Raw genomic sequence first — 19,069 nt, 5'->3', positions numbered from 1 at the left:
ACCTGGGTCGGCTGGAGCCGAGCCGCGCGCGCGTGTGCCGGATGCGAGGGGCCCGGCCCCTCGCGCTCCCCGGAGGTATTTTTTGCCAAGAAGAAGATTACTGGGGGATTATTCGTCGAGCGAGCCGTGCACGGCGAATTGCGTGATGTCGGCCTCCTGCGCCTCGATCACGCGGAAGGCCTCGCGCACGCCTGCCTCGGTCAGTTCGCGCGACACGGTGAGCAGGGTGTTGGGCGCGTGGTCTTCGCACAGCTCGGCCATCTGGGCGATCTCGTCGGCGGCGACACCGCACGCGGCCTCGGCCGAGGGCGCGCCGTAGACCTCGACGAAATGCCGCGCCAGCGCGTCCGTCAGCGCCGCGACCTCGGCCTGCTCGATCCGTGTCACGGCGACAAAGCTGACCCGGCCGAAGGTTTCGATCCCGAGCCATCCGTTGGCAAAGGCCTGCCGGGCCTTTCCGGTCAGGTCCGCCTCGGTCCAGTTGGAAAACTCGAACCCGCCCGGGATGCACCATTCGCCGGTGCGCGCGGGCTGGTGAAAGACGTTCATGTCGGATGTGTCGAAGTGGATGGCGCGGGCCAGATTCATGTCCTGTCCTCCAGTAGCGCGTGCAGCGGGATCGCCCGTGTCGTGCCTTGGGTCTTGAGCAGCAGGCCAAGGTGTTCGTCGAGGCCCAGGAACGTGCCACGGGCGCCCGCAACGGTGATGGGCTGCCCAATGCCGATGACGATGCCCGACCATTCACGGTGCAGCGGGGCCATGCCCTCCTCCTCCCATCGGTGCAGCCACGCGAGCGTGTGCCGCGCCCAGGCTTCCAGAAGATCGGCAGGCGCAAGATCGCCGCAGCCTTCGGCATAAAGCGCCGTGGTGTCGGGCGTGCTGCCGGGCGCGTCGGGCCCGGGCAGGAATCGCAGGTCAAAGCCGACGACCAGCCAGTCGGGCACCCTGTCGGGATCGGTCGGCGCGGCGGCGATGCGGAAGTGCCCGCAGAGGCCCGCATTGACGCGGATGCCGCCGGTCCAGTCCATCTGCACCGGCAGTTCCGGCGGCGCGAGCGCGCCCAGAGCGTTTTGCAATCCGACCTCGGCGAGCGGCAGCATCGCCGCCGCCTTTGCCAGCGGCACCTCGGGCGCCAGCACCATCGCGGCGGCCAGATCGGCGCTGGCGTCGTAGAGGATCAGCCCCGCGTCGCAGCCGTCGCGGGCGGCAGCGCAGGCAGCGATAAAGGGAACCTGCCCCGCCGTGTGACGGCCCTGCAGCAGCGGCGGAAACTGCGGGGCCGCGGTCACGCCTGGCCCGCGTCGATCATCTTGCGCGCCACATCGCGGAAGGCCTGCGCCTGCGCACTGTCGGGTTTCGACACGACGATCGGCGCGCCGCCGTCGGACGCCGTGCGGATATCGAGGTGCAGCGGGATTTCTGCCAGCAGCGGCACGCCGAGCTTGGCCGCTTCTGCGGCGACACCGCCATGGCCGAAGATATGTTCCTCGTGCCCGCAGTTGGAACAGATATGCGTGCTCATGTTCTCGATCAGGCCCAGGATCGGCACCTTCATCTGGTTGAACATGTCGATGCCCTTGCGCGCATCCAGAAGGGCCACGTCCTGCGGGGTGCTGACCACGATGGCACCGTCCACCTGCGCCTTTTGCGCCAGGGTCATCTGCACGTCGCCGGTGCCGGGCGGCAGATCGACCAGCAGCACGTCCAAAGCGCCCCATTGCACCTGCATCAGCATTTGCTGCAGCGCGCCCATCAGCATCGGACCGCGCCAGACCACCGCCTGCCCTTCATTGGTCATGAGGCCGATCGACATCATCGTGACACCGAAATTGCGCATCGGCAGGATGGTCTTGCCATCGGGGCTGGCAGGGCGGCCGGTGACGCCCAGCATGCGCGGCTGGCTGGGGCCATAGACATCGGCATCCAGCAGGCCGACCCGGCGGCCCTCGGCGGCCAGCGCGCAGGCCAGGTTTGACGACACGGTGGATTTGCCCACGCCGCCCTTGCCCGAGGCGATGGCGATGATCCGGTCGACACCGGGCACCTTTTCCGGCCCGCCCTGCAGCGGCTTCGGCGCATGCCCGTGGCCCGATCCCTTTAGGTCGGGCGGCGGTTTCGGCGCGGAATGCGCCGTCATCACCGCCGACACCGAGGTCGCACCCAGCGCCTTGACCGCCGCCTCGGCGGCGTCGCGGGCGGGGCCGTAAGCCTGCGCCTTGTCGGGCGCCACCTCGAGCACGAAGCGGACCGCGCCCTCCTCGACATTGAGCGCGCGCACCAGCCCGGCGCTGACGATGTCATCGCCGCCCACCGGATCGGTCACGGATTTCAGCGCGGTCAGGACCGCGTCACGGGTCAGGGTCAATGCGATCCTACCCCTGGATCTTGCCGGTGACGGTATGCGTCAGGTCCAGCCCGTCCACCGTCAGCACCACCTTCGCGTCGAAGGTCTTGCCGTCGGTGCCTTCGGTCTCGCGCATGGCCTCTTCGATGGCCTGCTGGGACGTCACGCCAACCTGTTTCAGGAATTTCCGCATCGACATGTTGAAATCGTCGCTCATCTGTCCCTCCCCTGGAACTGCCAAGAAGCATTGACGGGTTTAGGATAGCCCCCCTAGGCTTGCAAGCGACACATTGCAGGAGGGGAGGCCCGCATGCGTCTGGTGTTCATGCTTGTGGTGCTGCTGTGGCCGGTGACCGCCCCGGCGCAGGAGGCGGACAAGCGGTTCCGGCTGGCGGCCCCGCAGGCGCTGATCGACAGCGGGCTGGTCGGCCACATCGTCCCGCGCTTCGGGCTCAAGACCGCGACGCGGATCAGCGTGGTCGAGGACGGGGCCGAGGCCGACGCGGTGTTCGCGGCCCAAGGCGGCACGCCTGTCTTCGAAGGGCTGGGGCAGGTCTGGACATTGGAGGTGGGCGCGGACCCGGATGCGCAACGCTTTGCCGATTGGCTGGGATCGGACATCGGGCGCAACACCGTGGACAGTTTCGAGGTCGACGGCACGGCGCCCTTCACGACCCAGGTGAGGCAGCAGGTGGCCGTCGCCCCGCTGACCTTTGACGGGGATGCAAAGCGCGGGGCCGATCTGTCGCTCACGCATTGCGGGCGCTGCCACGTGGTCGGCGCGATCAACCGCAGCAAATCCATCGGATCGACCCCGTCCTTCGCGGTGCTGCGGACGCTGCCCAACTGGGACGTCCGGTTTCAGGGCTTCTATGCGCTGAACCCGCATCCGGCGTTTACCCAGATCGCCGATGTCACCCCGCCCTTCGACATCTCGCGCCCCTCGCCCATCGCGCCGGTGGAACTGACGCTGGACGAGCTTGATCACATCCTGGCCTTCGTGTCGGGCATCGCCCCGGCGAATCTGGGCGCGCCGATCCAGTCGCGGTGAGTGCCGGGCCAGCGGCAGCCCGGATCGAACCCGGAGCGGGATGCGCCTTTTTCTGACGCTTTCCTGATATGGTCCGCCGAGCCAGAGCGGGGGGCCGTGGACTGCCGTTCAGACGCTCGTGTCTCTCGATTTATCCTTTATCCCCGAAAAACGTCGAAACGATGCGCAGTTGGCACCGCAGCGGCAGGCCGCGGGACGGCCTGCCGCTCTGGCTTGGCGCCGCGCCATGCGCGGCTTGATTCCAAGCCAGTCGGGCAAGACCATCCGTTCGGCCCATCGCACCTTTCTAATGATCGCGCCGCTTCGACGGCCCGTCATTCAGGTAATCGTCGGTGGTGCGCGGGCGGCGGGGTTCACCTTGGGCAAAGGGGTTGTTCGCCGAATGATACTGCGCGTTGATCCGGCATTTGTCGCACATCTGGATCATCCGCAAGGCATCCGGGTTGGCGTACATCGCATGATTGCTCAGCTTTTCCGTCACCGCCTCGATCGCGGATTTCACCCCGAATAGCCCGCCGCATTCGACGCAGGCAAAGGGCTCTTCCTCGTTCAGAACCTGCTGCGACATCGCCGCATCCGTCAGGTTCAGCTGCGGCTTAAGGGTGATCGCATCCTCGGGGCAGATCGTCGCGCAGATGCCGCATTGCAGGCAGGCGTCCTCCTGAAACAGCAGCTGCGGCTTGTCCTCGTTGTCGCCCAAGGCGCCCGAGGGGCAAAGCGACACACACGACAGGCAAAGCGTGCAGGCGTCGGTATCGACCAGCACAGCGCCGTAGGGGGCGGCGGGCGGCAGATCGAGCACGCCGCCCTCGGGGCGAAGCGCCTTGGCGGCCACCCGCGTGACCTGCCGACGGGTGCCGATGGGCAGGACCGGCGCGGCCAGCGGTTCGGTCCGATCTGCCCCGTAAAGATGCGCCGACAGGGCGTCGGGATCGGCCAGATCCAACAACTCGACCGACGCGACGCCGGCGATGGCATTGGCCAGCGCCGCCTCACCCTCGGGCGTGTCGCGTTCGGTGCGGGGCGACAGCAGCACGTCCACACGGGCAAAACCGCAGGACAGCGCGGCCAGCATTTCCGCATGGCCGAAGCCGGCCAGCGCCTCGACCTCGAACGGAATGACATCCGCGGGCATACCCCGGCCAAAACGCGCGGCAAGGCGGATCATCTCGGCCCCGTGGTCGGCATCATGCACCATCAGGCGCGGCGCGGTGCCGCCCGCCTTGCGATAGACCGACGACAGCACGTCGAGCCTGCGGAACAACGTGGCGACCGGTGGCGCGTCATAGCTGATCGCGCCCGATGGACAGAGCGCCGAACAGGCCCCGCAGCCTGCGCAGACCAGCGGGTCGATGGCCACATGATCGCCCGCGCTGCTGATGGCACCCGTTGGGCAGATGTTCAGGCATTTGGTACAGCCCGTCTGTTCGGCCCGGGAATGGGCGCAAAGCGACGGTTCCAGCCGCACGTAAAGCGGCTTTTCGAAGGTCCCGACCATCTGCGCGGCCTGGGATGCAGCCTGCGCCACGGCAACAGGCTGGCGCGGATCGGCGCGCAGGTAGCCATCGCGCTTGTCCGGCGCGGGGAAAAGCGGGGTGCCGCCGCGCAGGTCGAGGATGATGTCGCATTCGCTTTGCGCGCCGTCGCGGGGCGGCCCGAATTCAAGCGGCCCGCGCCCGCCGGGCACGACCTGACGCAACCCGTCGATGCGCAACTGGAACCCGCTCAGCGTGCCCGTCGCCTGCCGCACCTGCCCGCGGATCACGTCAAAACGCCGGTCGACGGGCAGATCGGCATCCTCGGTCAACAGCACCGTTACGGCAAGGCCGTCGGCCAGGGTCGCCGCCGTCTGCAACGCCACTTCGCCGTCCGCCAGCACTAGGCAGGTGCCTTCCGACACCACGTCGAGCGATTTCGGTGTCGGCATGCTCAGCACCGCTTCGGCGGCCATGGCGGCCATCTTTGGGGCGGCATCGCCCTCGCCCCAGCCCGCGCGGTCGCGCAGATCGACGAATCCGGGCGGCTCGGCCCCGATGTCGGTGGCAAGTTCTTCGAAAAACGCGCGTTCCTGCTGGCAGGCGATGATGGCATCGCCCCCGGCCATCAGCTTTGCCGCCTGTTCGGCCTGCTGCTGGCAAAGCGCCGTGTGCACCCTTGAACAGCCGAGCCCCGACGCCGCGCCGATGGTCTTTGCGTCCAGTGCCTGACTGCCCAGACAGTCGCACAGAACCAAGGTCTTTGCCATGTCATCCCCCCAAAGGTCCGCCCCGCCCGATCATGTCCCCGTGGGGGAACAAAGGGAAATGCAAACCGGTCTTTTCGAAAAAGTGTACCGGCGGGGATAGCCTACCCCCTTGTTTTGAACAAGAGAGTGTCCATACTGCCCCCACTGCTTTGGGAGGAGCCGTGACAGCCGACAGCCCCAAATCCATCTCGATGCCCCTTGGCGTCGTGATCCGGCGACTGCCCGGCGTGACCCGCTGGGCCAAATGGTCGTGGAAACCGGTGGCGGTGCTGCCGGGCGCGGGCCCGGCTGACTGGACGCTCTTGCGCCGCGAAGGCGACGCGGCAGAGTTCCACGCTGCGACCGTGCCATTGACGCTCTACCGGGGCGAGGCCGAGGCGTACATGATCGCGCTTTCGGAAGCTGTTCCTTGCGTCTATGTCATCCTGCGCGAAAGGACCGGCGGCAACTGGCCCTACACCGTGCACCTTGTCACCGCATCCCCGCACGAGGCGCAGCTTTATGCCGAAAGCGGTGAGGAGATCGTGGAGAAGGTGCCGATGCCCGCGGGACTGGCCGCCTGGGTCCGCGATTACACTGCGCTGCATTACGTCGAAGAGCCGTTCGTTAAGCGCAAGCGCCGCAAACACCATGATCCGAAGCGGCAGGACGGCATCGGCGATCCGCGCATCGCACAGGCCACCGGTGTCTACCGCGCGCCGACGTCGGCCCGCAAGGCAGGTGGCGCATGACCCGGGCGGGGGATTTCTGGTCGCGCCGCAAGCAGGCGGTCGAGGCCGAAGAGGCGATCGCCGCCCGCAAGGCGGCCGACGCCGAGACTGAGGCGCAAAAGGCCGCGCTGGCCCGGCAAAGCGACGAGGAAATCCTCGCACAGTTCGACCTGCCCGACCCCGACAGCATCCGCCCCGGCGACGACGTGCGCGGGTTCATGCGGGCGGCGATCCCCGAACGGCTGCGCAAACGGGCGCTGCGCAGCCTGTGGCGCAGCAACCCGGTGCTGGCCTGTGTCGACGGGCTGAACGACTACGACGACGATTACACCAATGCCGCGACCGACGCGCCGGGGGTCAAGACCGCCTACAAGGTCGGTAAGGGCCTGCTGAAACACGTGGAGGCGCTGGCCGAGGAGGCTCGTGCGAAGACGCGTGCCGCAGAGGCGGACGCGCTGCCCGACACGCACGACAACGCTGCAATTTCGCTGACCGAGGTGCCGGAATCGCAGGAGGAATCCGATGCTGCGCCCGCATCTACGACCAAGGTCGTAGTGGCGACATCTGAAATTGGTGAGAAAACAGAACCACCTGACGCTGTCGCCGCAGTTCCGCGGCGCATGCGCTTCAGCTTTGAAACGGAGTCGGAATGAGCAGCGCCGCTGCCCCAGCACTGGAGGTATCCGCGGAAGACCGGCTTCGGGCCGATCTTTACAATTATCTGGGCCTAATCCTGTCGGCCCCGCCGGACGAGATGCTGCTGGCCCAAACGGCCGGGCTATCTGGCGACGACACCGATCTGGGCCAGGCCATCACCCGGCTGGCCGATTGTGCCCGCACCACCAAGCCCAAGACCGCAAGCCGCGAATTCAACGCGCTGTTCATCGGGCTGTCGCGCGGCGAACTGCTGCCCTATGCCAGCTACTACCTGACCGGCTTTCTCAATGAAAAGCCGCTGGCGGTGCTGCGGGGCGATCTGGCCAAGCGCCGCATCACCCGCGCCCCCAACGTCTATGAGCCCGAGGACAACATCGCCACGCTGATGGAGGTGATGGCCGGGCTGATCGTCGGGCGCTTCGGCAGCCCGGCCACGCTGGATGACCAAAAGACGTTCTTCAACCGCCATATCGCGCCCTGGGCCGGACATTTCTTTGCCGATCTGGAAAAGGCCGATTCCGCCGTGCTTTACGCAGCCGTCGGATCGGTGGGACGCGCCTTCATGGACATCGAACGCGAAGCGTACCGACTAGCGCCGGACTGATCCGGATCATCCCGGCGGGTCCGCCCGCCATCCACCCGGGCGCCCGCGCGCCCACCAGACACGAAAAGGGAGGCCCCAATGTCCAGCAAGGACGATACGGCCAAGAGCCGCCGCGATTTTCTGAAACTCGCCGGAACCGCTGCCCCCGCTGCCGTGGCAGCCGTCGCCGTCAGCGGCACCGAGGCTGACGCCAGCCCCGCCCCGGCCGACAAGGGCCGCATGCAGGATACCGCGCACACACGGGCCTATTTCGACAGCGCCCGGTTCTGACCGGACGGCACTGACAGCGCCGCGCGGCTGGCCTGCCGCAGGCGTACCAAGCGAAGACCCGGCGCCACAGTCGGGCAGCCAGGGAGGGTTACATGCTTAGGAAAAAGACCAACGGGGTCGCAAGACGATCACACCGCACCGGCATCCTGTCCGACATCGCCGGATCATCCGTTGACCGCCGCGCGTTCCTGCGCGGATCGGGACTTGCCATCGGGGGCCTTGCCGCTGTGGCCGCCACCGCCGGGTCGGTGACGCAGGCCAGCGCGCAGCAGGCCGTGACCGGCGCCGTGCAGAACGTGAAATCCGTCTGCACCCATTGCTCGGTCGGCTGCACCGTCATCGCCGAAGTGTCGGACGGCGTCTGGATCGGGCAGGAACCCGGCTGGGACAGCCCGTTCAACCTGGGCGCCCATTGCGCCAAGGGTGCGGCGGTCCGCGAACACGCGCACGGCGAACGCCGCCTCAAGTACCCGATGAAGAAAGAGGGGGGCGAATGGGTCAAGATCAGCTGGGAACAGGCGATCAACGAAATCGGCGACCAGATGCTCGCCATCCGCGAGGAATCGGGCCCGGATTCGGTCTACTGGCTGGGCAGCGCCAAGCATAACAACGAACAGGCGTATCTGTTTCGCAAGTTCGCCGCCTACTGGGGCACCAACAACGTCGATCACCAGGCGCGGATCTGCCATTCGACCACCGTTGCGGGCGTGGCCAACACGTGGGGCTACGGCGCCATGACCAACAGCTACAACGACATCCACAATTCCAAGGCGATCTTCCTCATTGGCGGCAACCCCGCCGAGGCGCATCCGGTGTCGCTGCTGCATATCCTCAAGGCGAAAGAGCAGAACAACGCGCCGGTGATCGTCTGCGACCCCCGCTTTACCCGCACCGCCGCCCATGCGGACGAATACGTGCGCTTCCGTCCCGGCACCGACGTGGCGCTGGTCTGGGGCATCCTGTGGCACATCTTCGAAAACGGCTGGGAGGACAAGGAATTCATCCGCACCCGCGTCTGGGGCATGGATCAGATCAAGGAAGAGGTTGCGCGCTGGGACCCCGAAGAGGTCGAGCGCGTCACCGGCACCCCCGGCAGCCAGCTTGAGCGCGTCGCGCGCACCCTGGCCAACAACCGCCCCGGCACCGTGATCTGGTGCATGGGCGGCACCCAGCACACCAACGGCAACAACAACACCCGCGCCTACTGCGTGCTGCAGCTGGCGCTTGGCAACATGGGCGCGGCTGGCGGCGGCACCAACATCTTCCGCGGCCACGACAACGTGCAGGGCGCCACCGACCTTGGCGTTCTGGCCGACACCCTGCCGGGCTACTACGGTCTTGCGCCGGGCAGCTGGGCGCACTGGGCGCGCGTCTGGGAGGAAGACCTCGACTGGCTCAAGGGCCGGTTCAGCCAGGCCACGGCATCCGACAAGGGCAAGGACGACGTGCCGATGATGAACGTCACCGGCATCCCGGTGTCGCGCTGGATCGACGGCGTGCTGGAAGATGCCGAAAACATCGAACAGCCCGACAACACCCGCGCCATGGTGCTTTGGGGCCATGCGCCGAACTCTCAGACCCGCCTGCCGGAAATGAAGACGGCGATGGAAAAGCTCGACCTCATGGTCGTGGTGGACCCCTACCCCACCGTGTCGGCGATCATGCAGGACCGCACCGACGGCGTGTACCTGCTGCCCGCCGCGACGCAGTTCGAAACTTACGGGTCGGTGACCGCGTCCAACCGGTCGCTGCAATGGCGCGAAAAGGTCGTGGAGCCGCTTTTCGAAAGCCTGCCCGATCACACGATCATGAAGCTATTCGCGGACAAGTTCGGCTTTACCGACAAGATCTTCCGCAACATCGCCATCAACGGCGACGAACCGTTGATCGAGGACATCACCCGCGAATTCAACCGCGGCATGTGGACCATAGGCTATACCGGCCAGTCGCCAGAGCGGATGCGCCTGCACATGGAGAACCAGCACACGTTCGACCGCACCACGCTCAAGGCGAACGGCGGTCCGGCGGATGGCGATTACTACGGCATGCCGTGGCCAAGCTGGGGCACGCCCGAGATGAAACACCCCGGTTCGCCCAACCTCTACGACATCTCCAAACCTGTCGCCGATGGCGGCATGGGCTTCCGTGCCCGGTTCGGCGTCGAACGGGATGGCGACAACCTGCTGGCTGAAGGCGTCTACCCGGTGGGGTCGGAAATCCAGGACGGATATCCCGAATTCACCATGCAGATGCTGATCGACCTGGGCTGGGACAGCGACCTGACCGCCGAAGAGCGCGCGGCCATCGAAAAGGTGGCGGGCTATCAGGCCCCGGAAAACGCGGGCAACGGCGAACAGGAAGTCGGCGAGACCTCGCAGCAGGGTGATATCCCGTCGGATTACGCGGAAAAGGTCGGCGGCGTGAACTGGAAGACCGACCTTTCGGGCGGCATCCAGCGCGTCGCGATCGCCCATGGCTGCGCGCCTTACGGCAACGCCAAGGCCCGTGCCGTGGTCTGGACCTTCCCCGACCCGGTGCCGAAACACCGCGAGCCGCTGTATACCAACCGGCGCGACCTGGTGGCCGATTATCCGACCTACGAGGACAAGAAGTTCTGGCGCCTGCCGACCATGTACGCCTCGATCCAGGAAAAGGACGTGTCGGAGGATTTCCCGATCATCCTGACCTCGGGCCGTCTGGTCGAATACGAAGGCGGCGGGGACGAGACCCGGTCGAACCCCTGGCTGGCCGAACTGCAGCAGGACATGTTCATCGAGATCAACCCGCGCGACGCCAACAATCTGGGCGTGCGTGACGGGGCGCAGGTCTGGGTCGAAGGTCCCGAAGGCGGCAAGGTCAAGGTCATGGCCATGACCACCGAACGGGTGGCCCCCGGCGTTGCCTTCATGCCGTTCCACTTCGGCGGCCACTGGCAGGGCGAAGACCGCAGATCGCACTATCCTGCGGGCGCCGACCCCTACGTGCTGGGTGAATCCACCAACACCGCCCAGACCTACGGCTACGATTCAGTGACCCAGATGCAAGAGACGAAGGCGACTCTTTGCAAGATCTCGGCAGCATAAGGAGACCATGAGACATGGCACGCGCTAAATTTCTCGTCGACGCCGAACGCTGCATCGAATGCAACGCCTGCGTCACGGCCTGCAAGAACGAACACGAGGTGCCCTGGGGCATCAACCGCCGCAAGGTGGTGACGATCAACGACGGCTCTCCGGGTGAACGCTCGATCTCGGTGGCCTGCATGCACTGTTCAGACGCGCCCTGCATGGCGGTCTGCCCGGTGGACTGCTTCTACCAGGACGACGAAGGCGTGGTGCTGCATTCCAAGGACCTGTGCATCGGCTGCGGCTATTGCTTCTACGCCTGCCCCTTCGGCGCGCCGCAATATCCGCAGGCCGGCAACTTCGGCAGCCGCGGCAAGATGGACAAATGCACCTTCTGCAAGGGCGGGCCGGAGGACAACAACTCCCAGGCCGAGTTCCAGAAGTACGGCCGCAACCGGATCGCCGAGGGCAAGCTGCCGATCTGCGCCGAAATGTGCGCGACCAAGGCCCTGCTGGCCGGGGACGGCGACGTGGTGTCGTCGATCTACCGCGAACGCGTCGTGGCCCGCGGCTTCGGCTCGGGCGCCTGGGGATGGGGCACCGCCTACGACCAGAAGGGCGGCTGACGCCGATTGATCTCGGGGCCGGGGCAGCCACGCGCTGTCCCGGCCTTTTCCGTGGGGGCCGCATGCCCCCGGAAAATTTCAAATTTTCCGGCACGATTTCTTTGAAAGAAATCGGGGCGTCTGCCCCGCACCGGCAAGTTTCAAGTTTTCCGCTTCGCCAGCCGCCCCCGGCTGGGCCCATCCACCACCGGAGACTCCTGGGAGCCTGCCATGAAAACCCTCTATTCCTGTCTCGTCCTGCTGGCGCTTGCGCTCGCTCCGCTGACCGCCTCGGCGCAGGACGCCGTGCTGCCCGCCGACACCGAGGCCGCCACCCCTGCCCCGACGCTCGAGGATATCCTGCGCCGTCAGGAGGGACTCGAGGTCGACAACAGCGACCGCGCACGGCTGATCGGCGACCCCGACAACGCCGCTTCGGCGTCCGACCAACTGGGTACGCTGGGGGGCGCCTCCGATCCCGACCTCTGGCGCGCGCTGCGTTTTGATGAGGCTGACGTCACCACCCAGGCCCGCGGCCCCGCCGCCCGCACCCTGATGCAGGACAGCGGCATGTGGTGGCTGCAGCTGCGGCAGGGTCCGCTCATCACTTATGGCGGCTATCTTCTGCTGGGCACGCTGGCGCTGCTGGCGCTGTTCTTCCTGATCCGTGGCCGCATCCGGATCGAGGGCGAAAAGACCGGGCGCCGCCTGGTCCGCTTCAAGGCGGTGGAGCGTTTTGGCCACTGGCTGCTGGCCGGGTCCTTCATCCTTCTGGGCATCACCGGTCTCATCAGCCTGATGGGCCGCAAGTTCCTGATCCCCGCCTTCGGACACGAGGCGTTTTCGACCCTCGCCATCGCGTCGAAATGGATTCACAACAACGTCAGCTGGGCCTTTATGCTGGCGCTGGTGATGATCTTTGTCATGTGGGTCATCCACAACCTGCCCGACCGCACCGACCTCAACTGGATCCTCAAGGGCGGCGGCATCTTTTCCAAGGGTCATCCGCCCGCCAAGAAGTTCAACGCCGGACAAAAGCTGATCTTCTGGTCGGTGATCGTGCTCGGGGCCTCGATCTCGGCCTCGGGTCTGGCGCTGCTCTTTCCGTTCGAACTGCCGATGTTCGCCGCGACCTTTGAAAAGATCAACGCGCTTGGCCTGCCGCAGATGCTGGGCTATGCGCCCCTGCCCACCGACCTTGCCCCGCATCAGGAGATGCAGTACAGCCAGCTCTGGCACACCATCGTCAGCTTCGTCCTGATGGCGATCGTGCTGGCGCATATCTACATCGGCACGGTCGGCATGGAAGGCGCCTATGACGCCATGGGCGACGGCACCGTTGATGAACAATGGGCCCGCGAACATCACAGCATCTGGGCCGAAAAGGCCAAGGTCGAAAAGGCCCCCGCGCCCAAGGGCGCGACGCCCGCCGAATAATGCGTTGGCTGGCGCTGGCGCTTCTGACCATTGCCGCCCCGGTCGGCGCCGGGGAATATTTCACCCTGAAAGGCCACGGCGGGCCGATCATGGATGTGACCACCGGCCCCGGGGGGCGGATCGCCACCGCGAGCTTCGACAACGCCGTGGGGCTTTGGACGGACGGCGTACCCACATGGCTCGACGGGCATGCCGCGGCGGTCAACGCGGTACTTCTGGCCGATGACGATCTGGCGTTTTCGGCTGGCGACGACTTCACGGTCATGCGCTGGAGCCTCACGACCGGAACCGGACAGCCCATGACCGGCCACAGGGGCAAGGTTGTCGCATTGGCGCTGTCACGCGACGCGGGCCTTCTTGCCTCGGCAAGTTGGGACGGCAGCATCGGGCTCTGGCCACTTGCGGGCGGTGATCCGGTGATGCTGGCGGGCCATGACGGGCCGGTGAACGACGTGGTGTTTTCCGCAGACGGCGGCCTGCTCTATTCCGCCTCGGCCGATGGCACGATCCGGGTCTGGGATGTGGCAGACCGGATCGAACGGGCCCGGCTTGTCGAGCACGGGTTTGGCATCAACGAACTGGTGCTCTCCCCCGCGGGCGACTGGCTGGCCTACGGCGCGGTCGACGGGGTGACGCGGATCGTCGACCCCGGCAGCGGTGCGGCCATCGCCGATCTGTCGCTCGAGCGGCGGCCGATCCTTGCCATGGACGCCTCTGAGCAGGGGCTTCTGGCGGTGGGCGACGGCGAGGGCTACATCATGGTCGTCGCCACCGACGGCTGGCGCATCGTGCAGGATTTCCGCGCCACCACCCACGGCCCGATCTGGGCGCTGGCCTTTTCGCCGGACGGCGCCAACATTCACGCGGGCGGTCTGGACGATACGCTGCATTCCTGGCCGGTGGGGCAGATGGCGGCGCAAAACAGGATGCAAACCGCGGACCGCTCCTTCCTGGCCGATCCGGCGCTGATGCCCAACGGAGAACGGCAGTTCAAACGCAAATGCTCGATCTGCCACACCCTGACACCGGGATCGGCGCGCCGGGCGGGTCCGACGCTCCATGGCCTCTTTGGTCGCCGGGCGGGCACGGTGTCCGACTACAGCTATTCCGATGCGCTGGACGGATCAGAGCTGATCTGGAACGATGCCACCATCGACGCCCTGTTCGACATCGGACCCGAGCACTATGTTCCAGGCACCAAGATGCCCATGCAACGGATCACCGGCGCGCAGGACCGCGCCGACCTGATCGCCTATCTGCGCCGCGAAACGGCCCCAAATGAGGAACGACCATGAAAGTGATGCTGCTGGCCTTTGTCGCCGTCTTCGTCATCGCCTTCGGCGCGGAATTCGTGCTGGACGAAATCGGCTTTTCCGCCGCCGATGTCACCGCCAGCGACAGCAATGTGCGGCTGGGTGACTGACACGCGCCCCTGCTTCTCTGGTTCACAAATACCTCGGGGGTCCGGGGGCAGCGCCCCCGGGTCTTCTTTCCCGGGCCGCAGGATGACGGCACCGGCACAGCTAATCAAAGCACCTGGTCGATCACCCGCTTGAGCCGCGCGACGGTGCCGTCGACGTCGTAAAGCTTGTCGAGCCCGAAAAGCCCCAGGCGGAACGTCGAAAAGCCCTGCGGCTCGTCACATTGCAGCGGCACACCGGCGGCGATCTGCATGCCCTTGGCGGCAAAGGCGCGGCCCGACTGCACTTCGGGGTCGTTGGTATAGCTCACCACCACACCCGGCGCGCCATACCCCTCTGCGGCGACGGAGGTCACGCCCTTCGCGGCCAGCATCTCGCGCACCGCAGTGCCCAGAGCCCACTGCGCCTCTTTCAGCCGGCCAAAGCCATAGGCCCTGGTTTCCAGCATCGTGTCGCGGAAGGCGCGCAGCCCGTCGGTGGGCATGGTCGCGTGATAGGCGTGACCGCCGTTTTCATAGGCCTGCATGATCTGGTGCCATTTCTTCAGGTCGACGGCAAAGCTGTCGGACGTAGTCTGCTCCATCCGCGCCAGCGCCCGCTCTGACAGCATCACCAGCCCCGCGCAGGGCGTGGCCGACCAGCCCTTTTGCGGGGCCGAGATCAGCACATCGACGCCGGTCGCCGCCATGTCGACCCAGGCACAGCCGCTGGCGATACAATCCAGAACCATCAGCGCACCGACCTCGTGCGCGGCGGCGGCCAGCGCCTTGACGTAATCGTCGGGCAGGATGATGCCGGCGCTGGTTTCCACATGCGGGGCAAAGACCACGTCGGGTTTGACCTCGTGGATGCGGGCCACGACCTCGTCGATCGGCGCGGGGGCAAAGGGGGCCTGCGCGTCGTTGCCGGTCTGGCGCGCCTTCATCACCGTCGTGTCGCCGCCAAACTGGCCCGCGTCGAAAATCTGGCTCCAACGGTAGGAAAACCAGCCGTTGCGCACCACCAGAACGTTGGCCTCGCGCCCGAACTGGCGGGCCACCGCCTCCATCCCGTAGGTGCCGCCGCCGGGGACCAGCGCCACCGCATCGGCGTGGTAGACCTCTTTCAGCAGGGCCGAAATGCCGGTCATGACGCCCTGAAACGCCTTTGACATGTGGTTCAGCGACCGGTCGGTGAAGACCACCGAAAATTCCTCGAGCCCGCCCGCATCAATCGTGTCCAGTAGTGCCGCCATGACATCCTCCCATCGGTTTCGACTTGGCTACCGCGAACCGGGCGGCTTGGCAAAGGCCGAAATGGCGCAGGCCGCCTGTGGCATGGGCACCACCGGTCGGAAGACCGTGCGCCGGCAGACTTTCCCGAAGGTTAATAAGGTGTAAAGATGTCGGAAGAATGACCAAAAACGGGCCAAGACCCGTGATCGAGCGCGCAGTATGCCATCAACAACCCTTCTTCTGAACGGGTTCAGTATCATTGGCGACCCCCACACCAACACCGCCGCGGCGGGTGGGGGCCGGTTGTTGATCCATGGCGGCGAGGCCGTGTTCGACGGCGACGACATCGTCGCCTTCACCGTCTCCAATGCCGATGCCAACGGCATCCTGACCGATGCGTCCGAGGTCACCGGGATCATCGTCTACGACAATGCCAGCGATTACTACAACGGCGTCCCGAAATACACCTACGACTACACCGGCGCGGGCGCAGGGGCAGAGATCGACGACAACCGGGCCGGAATGGGCGACACCTACCTGGAATTCGATGCCTCTGGGTTGACCTCGACCGATGCGGGCGCGCCGGTGCTGGATCAGCTGGCGATGGTGTCGGGCGTCGATATCCTGACCACCCTCGCCAACAGCAATGGGCCGATGAAGATCGCCACCTTCCAGGACATCGACCTCGACGGGAACGGCACCATCGACCCTGGCGAAGGCGGCGACGGCCAGTTCTCCAGCCAACTCAACGACCTGATCGCCATCTGCTTTGCCCGCGGCACGCTGATCGAGACGCCCGAGGGGCCACGGTTCATCGAAACGCTGCGGGCGGGCGATCTGGTCACGACGCTGGATCACGGACCGCAGCCCATCCGCTGGATCGGCGGGCGCAAGGTCAGCGGGCTCGGCAAGAACACCCCGATCCGCATCCGCGCAGGCGCGCTGGGGAATGTGCGCGATCTCTGGGTGTCGCCCAACCATCGCATGCTGGTGCGCGGCGCGCAGGCGGAATTGCTTTTCGGGCAGTCCGAGGTTCTGGTCGCCGCCAAACATCTGGTCAACGACAAGACCATCCGCCCGGACCCCTGCGCGGAAATCGAGTATTTCCACTTTCTCTTTGACGCTCACCAGATCGTCTTTGCCGAGGCCTGTGCCTCGGAATCGCTTTATCCCGGTCAACAAACGCTCGTCACCACGCCAAAGGCGACACGGGCCGAAATCCTGGCGCTGTTTCCCGAGTTGGAGGCGCCAGGTCTTCCGCACCCGATGTCGCGCTATGCGCTCAGCGCCACCGAAGCGCGGGCGCTGCGGCACAGCGCCTGATCCTAGCCCAGAGGGCCGGGCCTGCGTTCCTCGCTGAGCAGGACATTCGCCTCGACATTGCCGACGCCCGGCAGGGTCATGATCCGCCGCCGCAGCACCCGTTCGAAATCCGAGATGTCCCGCGCGACCACGCGCAGGCGGTAATCGTACATGCCCAGCACGTGTTCGACGGTCTGCACTTCGGGGATGGACGTCACCGCGCGTTCGAAATCCTCGAGGCTTACGCGCCCCTTGGTGGCCAGCTTGATGCCCAGGAACACCGTGACGCCAAAGCCCAGAGCCTGCGCATCCAGGTCCAGCCGCTGCCCCCGGAACACCCCCGCCGCGCGCAGGCGCGCGATCCGCCGCCAGCAGGCCGGTTGCGACAGGCCGTGCGCCCGTCCCAGCGCCCCCGCCGACTGCGTCGCATCCGCTGCCAGCGCCCGGATCAACGCGCGGTCGAGATCGTCCAGCGGGATCACAGCGGCAAGGTCTCGTCTGCTTTGAGCCGGGCCACATGCATCAACGCCTCGATATCGGCGATATGCGGCAGGGTCAGGATCTTGTTGCGGTAGACGGTCTGGTAATGCGGCATGTCCCGTGCGATCACCGACAGGCGCACGTCGACCTGACCCAGAAAGGTCTGTATCTCGATCACCTCGCCCACCAGCCGGGCGGCATCGATGAAATCGTCAAAGGCGCGGGGCTGGGTCTTGTCCAGCGTGATGCGCAGGCTGACCTCGACCTCATACCCCAATGCGGGCCAGTTGATCACGCCGCGCACCCCGCGCAGCACACCGTCGTCGCGCATTCGGTCGAGCCGCCGTGCCAGGGTCGACGCGGTCACGCCTGCGCGTTGGCCCAGCTCAGCCATGGCCATGTCGGGGTCGGCCTGCAGGTGGCGCAGAATGCGCCGATCGCTGTCATCGAGCATGAATTCTCCGAAATTTGCGGGAAACGCGAATGGTACCTCCGCATTTTGACAAATCCCCGGCAAGAACGCAAACACCATAGCGCGCGGGCCGCTATGGTGCGCGACAGAATTCAACGCCAAGGAAGGACGAACCCATGCGCGTGTATTACGACCGCGATTGCGACATCAATCTGATCAAGGACATGAAGGTGGCCATTCTGGGCTATGGCTCGCAGGGGCATGCTCATGCACTGAACCTGCGCGATTCGGGCGCCAAGAACGTCGTCGTGGCGCTGCGCGAAGGCTCCCCCTCGGCCAAGAAGGCCGAAGGCGAAGGGCTCAAGGTCATGGGCATCGCCGAAGCGGCGGCCTGGTGCGACCTGATCATGTTCACCATGCCCGACGAACTGCAGGCCGACACCTACAAGAAATACGTGCATGACAACCTGCGCGAAGGCGCGGCAATCGCGTTCGCCCACGGACTGAACGTGCATTTCGGTCTGATCGAAGCCAAGCCCGGCACCGATGTCATCATGATGGCACCCAAAGGCCCCGGCCACACCGTGCGCGGCGAATACACCAAGGGCGGCGGCGTGCCCTGCCTTGTGGCCGTCGACAACGACGCCAGCGGTCGCGCGCTGGAAATCGGGCTGTCCTACTGCTCCGCCATCGGTGGCGGCCGGTCGGGCATCATCGAGACGAACTTCCGCGAGGAATGTGAAACCGACCTCTTCGGCGAACAGGCCGTGCTGTGTGGCGGTCTGGTCGAACTGATCCGCATGGGCTTCGAAACGCTGGTCGAGGCAGGCTATGCCCCCGAAATGGCCTATTTCGAATGCCTGCACGAGGTGAAACTGATCGTCGACCTGATCTACGAAGGCGGCATCGCGAACATGAACTACTCGATCTCGAACACCGCCGAATACGGCGAATATGTCAGCGGCCCGCGCATCCTGCCCTATGACGAGACCAAGGCGCGGATGAAAGCAGTCCTGACCGACATCCAGTCGGGCAAGTTCGTGCGGGATTTCATGCTGGAAAACGCCGTCGGTCAACCGTCGTTCAAGGCCACGCGCCGGATCAACGACGAACACCAGATCGAAGCGACGGGCGAAAAGCTGCGCGGCATGATGCCGTGGATTTCGGCCGGCAAGATGGTCGACAAATCGAAGAACTGAATATTCAAAATGGGATCCCGGCACTTGGCCGGGGTCCCGGCCTCAAAGCCGGT

20 protein-coding genes are annotated in these 19,069 nt (G+C 65.9%); 12 read left to right on the top strand and 8 right to left on the bottom strand.

The genetic code is table 11. The features are described 5' to 3' along the window. Positions 1 to 108: 108 nt before the first annotated feature. From ACOXXX_RS03355 to ACOXXX_RS03340, 4 genes are read right to left on the bottom strand one after another with little or no spacing between them, the layout of a single operon-like run. Complete coding sequence (locus ACOXXX_RS03355) at positions 109 to 588, bottom strand: DUF6505 family protein (protein ID WP_422825133.1); 480 nt, start codon at positions 586 to 588, stop codon at positions 109 to 111. Beyond that, complete coding sequence (locus ACOXXX_RS03350; protein WP_422825132.1) at positions 585 to 1,289, bottom strand: DUF4444 domain-containing protein; 705 nt, start codon at positions 1,287 to 1,289, stop codon at positions 585 to 587. Before ACOXXX_RS03350 ends, ACOXXX_RS03355 begins: the two co-directional genes overlap by 4 nt. Beyond that, positions 1,286 to 2,365: an Mrp/NBP35 family ATP-binding protein gene (locus ACOXXX_RS03345; protein WP_422825131.1), complete on the bottom strand. Its 1,080-nt coding sequence runs from the start codon at positions 2,363 to 2,365 to the stop codon at positions 1,286 to 1,288. The genes ACOXXX_RS03350 and ACOXXX_RS03345 overlap by 4 nt, the downstream gene beginning before the upstream one ends. Before the next feature lie 7 nt (positions 2,366 to 2,372). Continuing rightward, positions 2,373 to 2,561, bottom strand: coding sequence for a DUF6494 family protein (locus ACOXXX_RS03340; RefSeq protein WP_422825130.1), 189 nt, complete (start codon positions 2,559 to 2,561; stop codon positions 2,373 to 2,375). Between the two features lie 93 nt (positions 2,562 to 2,654). Between ACOXXX_RS03340 and ACOXXX_RS03335 the strand changes: the two genes are divergently transcribed. Next, the gene (locus tag ACOXXX_RS03335; protein WP_422825129.1) at positions 2,655 to 3,395 is read left to right on the top strand and encodes a hypothetical protein; all 741 of its coding nucleotides are present in this window, start codon (positions 2,655 to 2,657) and stop codon (positions 3,393 to 3,395) included. Positions 3,396 to 3,681: 286 nt separating this feature from the next. On the opposite strand, the gene ACOXXX_RS03330 is transcribed toward ACOXXX_RS03335, so the two are convergent. Next, positions 3,682 to 5,640 (bottom strand): 4Fe-4S binding protein, encoded by a 1,959-nt coding sequence (locus tag ACOXXX_RS03330; protein WP_422825128.1) that lies wholly within the window; start codon positions 5,638 to 5,640, stop codon positions 3,682 to 3,684. A gap of 161 nt (positions 5,641 to 5,801) precedes the next feature. Here ACOXXX_RS03330 and ACOXXX_RS03325 point away from each other — a divergent pair, with 161 nt between their 5' ends. From ACOXXX_RS03325 to ACOXXX_RS03285, 9 genes are all read left to right on the top strand, one after another. Continuing rightward, positions 5,802 to 6,371 (top strand): DUF3305 domain-containing protein, encoded by a 570-nt coding sequence (locus ACOXXX_RS03325; protein ID WP_422825127.1) that lies wholly within the window; start codon positions 5,802 to 5,804, stop codon positions 6,369 to 6,371. Beyond that, positions 6,368 to 7,003, top strand: coding sequence for a DUF3306 domain-containing protein (locus ACOXXX_RS03320; protein WP_422825126.1), 636 nt, complete (start codon positions 6,368 to 6,370; stop codon positions 7,001 to 7,003). Before ACOXXX_RS03325 ends, ACOXXX_RS03320 begins: the two co-directional genes overlap by 4 nt. Beyond that, a complete protein-coding gene (locus tag ACOXXX_RS03315; protein ID WP_422825125.1) occupies positions 7,000 to 7,611 on the top strand; it encodes a TorD/DmsD family molecular chaperone in 612 nt (203 codons plus the stop codon). The genes ACOXXX_RS03320 and ACOXXX_RS03315 overlap by 4 nt, the downstream gene beginning before the upstream one ends. Before the next feature lie 78 nt (positions 7,612 to 7,689). Continuing rightward, entirely contained in the window at positions 7,690 to 7,881 is a 192-nt protein-coding gene (locus ACOXXX_RS03310; RefSeq protein WP_422825124.1) for a ubiquinol-cytochrome c reductase iron-sulfur subunit N-terminal domain-containing protein, read from the top strand. A 92-nt stretch (positions 7,882 to 7,973) separates the two neighbouring features. Further along, positions 7,974 to 10,964 carry a formate dehydrogenase subunit alpha gene (locus ACOXXX_RS03305; RefSeq protein ID WP_422825123.1) on the top strand — a complete coding sequence of 997 codons (2,991 nt, stop codon included), beginning with the start codon at positions 7,974 to 7,976 and terminating at the stop codon, positions 10,962 to 10,964. Between the two features lie 14 nt (positions 10,965 to 10,978). Next, a complete protein-coding gene (fdh3B, locus tag ACOXXX_RS03300) occupies positions 10,979 to 11,572 on the top strand; it encodes a formate dehydrogenase FDH3 subunit beta (RefSeq protein WP_422825122.1) in 594 nt (197 codons plus the stop codon). A 210-nt stretch (positions 11,573 to 11,782) separates the two neighbouring features. Then, entirely contained in the window at positions 11,783 to 12,988 is a 1,206-nt protein-coding gene (locus ACOXXX_RS03295) for a formate dehydrogenase subunit gamma (RefSeq protein ID WP_422825121.1), read from the top strand. Next, a complete protein-coding gene (locus tag ACOXXX_RS03290; protein WP_422825120.1) occupies positions 12,988 to 14,283 on the top strand; it encodes a c-type cytochrome in 1,296 nt (431 codons plus the stop codon). The genes ACOXXX_RS03295 and ACOXXX_RS03290 overlap by 1 nt, the downstream gene beginning before the upstream one ends. Then, positions 14,280 to 14,411, top strand: a complete 132-nt coding sequence (locus tag ACOXXX_RS03285) for a hypothetical protein (RefSeq protein WP_422825119.1) — start codon at positions 14,280 to 14,282, stop codon at positions 14,409 to 14,411. The genes ACOXXX_RS03290 and ACOXXX_RS03285 overlap by 4 nt, the downstream gene beginning before the upstream one ends. Positions 14,412 to 14,515: 104 nt before the next feature. Here ACOXXX_RS03285 and ACOXXX_RS03280 read toward each other — a convergent pair whose 3' ends face one another. Next, positions 14,516 to 15,643: an aminotransferase class V-fold PLP-dependent enzyme gene (locus ACOXXX_RS03280; protein WP_422825118.1), complete on the bottom strand. Its 1,128-nt coding sequence runs from the start codon at positions 15,641 to 15,643 to the stop codon at positions 14,516 to 14,518. Between the two features lie 199 nt (positions 15,644 to 15,842). Between ACOXXX_RS03280 and ACOXXX_RS03275 the strand changes: the two genes are divergently transcribed. After that, entirely contained in the window at positions 15,843 to 16,946 is a 1,104-nt protein-coding gene (locus ACOXXX_RS03275) for a Hint domain-containing protein (RefSeq protein WP_422825117.1), read from the top strand. A 2-nt stretch (positions 16,947 to 16,948) separates the two neighbouring features. Here ACOXXX_RS03275 and ACOXXX_RS03270 read toward each other — a convergent pair whose 3' ends face one another. Together ACOXXX_RS03270 and ACOXXX_RS03265 are read right to left on the bottom strand one after the other, a co-directional pair. Next, the gene (locus ACOXXX_RS03270) at positions 16,949 to 17,407 is read right to left on the bottom strand and encodes an Lrp/AsnC family transcriptional regulator (RefSeq protein ID WP_422825116.1); all 459 of its coding nucleotides are present in this window, start codon (positions 17,405 to 17,407) and stop codon (positions 16,949 to 16,951) included. After that, on the bottom strand, positions 17,404 to 17,859 hold the full coding sequence (locus ACOXXX_RS03265) for an Lrp/AsnC family transcriptional regulator (protein ID WP_422825115.1): 456 nt from the start codon (positions 17,857 to 17,859) through the stop codon (positions 17,404 to 17,406). Before ACOXXX_RS03265 ends, ACOXXX_RS03270 begins: the two co-directional genes overlap by 4 nt. Before the next feature lie 134 nt (positions 17,860 to 17,993). Here ACOXXX_RS03265 and ilvC point away from each other — a divergent pair, with 134 nt between their 5' ends. Continuing rightward, positions 17,994 to 19,016 (top strand): ketol-acid reductoisomerase, encoded by a 1,023-nt coding sequence (gene ilvC, locus ACOXXX_RS03260; RefSeq protein ID WP_422825114.1) that lies wholly within the window; start codon positions 17,994 to 17,996, stop codon positions 19,014 to 19,016. Positions 19,017 to 19,069 lie beyond the last annotated feature (53 nt).

It is taken from the genome of Thalassococcus sp. BH17M4-6, from assembly GCF_049323015.1.
Lineage (GTDB): Bacteria > Pseudomonadota > Alphaproteobacteria > Rhodobacterales > Rhodobacteraceae > Puniceibacterium.
Note: the sequence above shows the minus strand (reverse complement) of the source record. Positions and strands in the feature narration are given on the sequence as shown.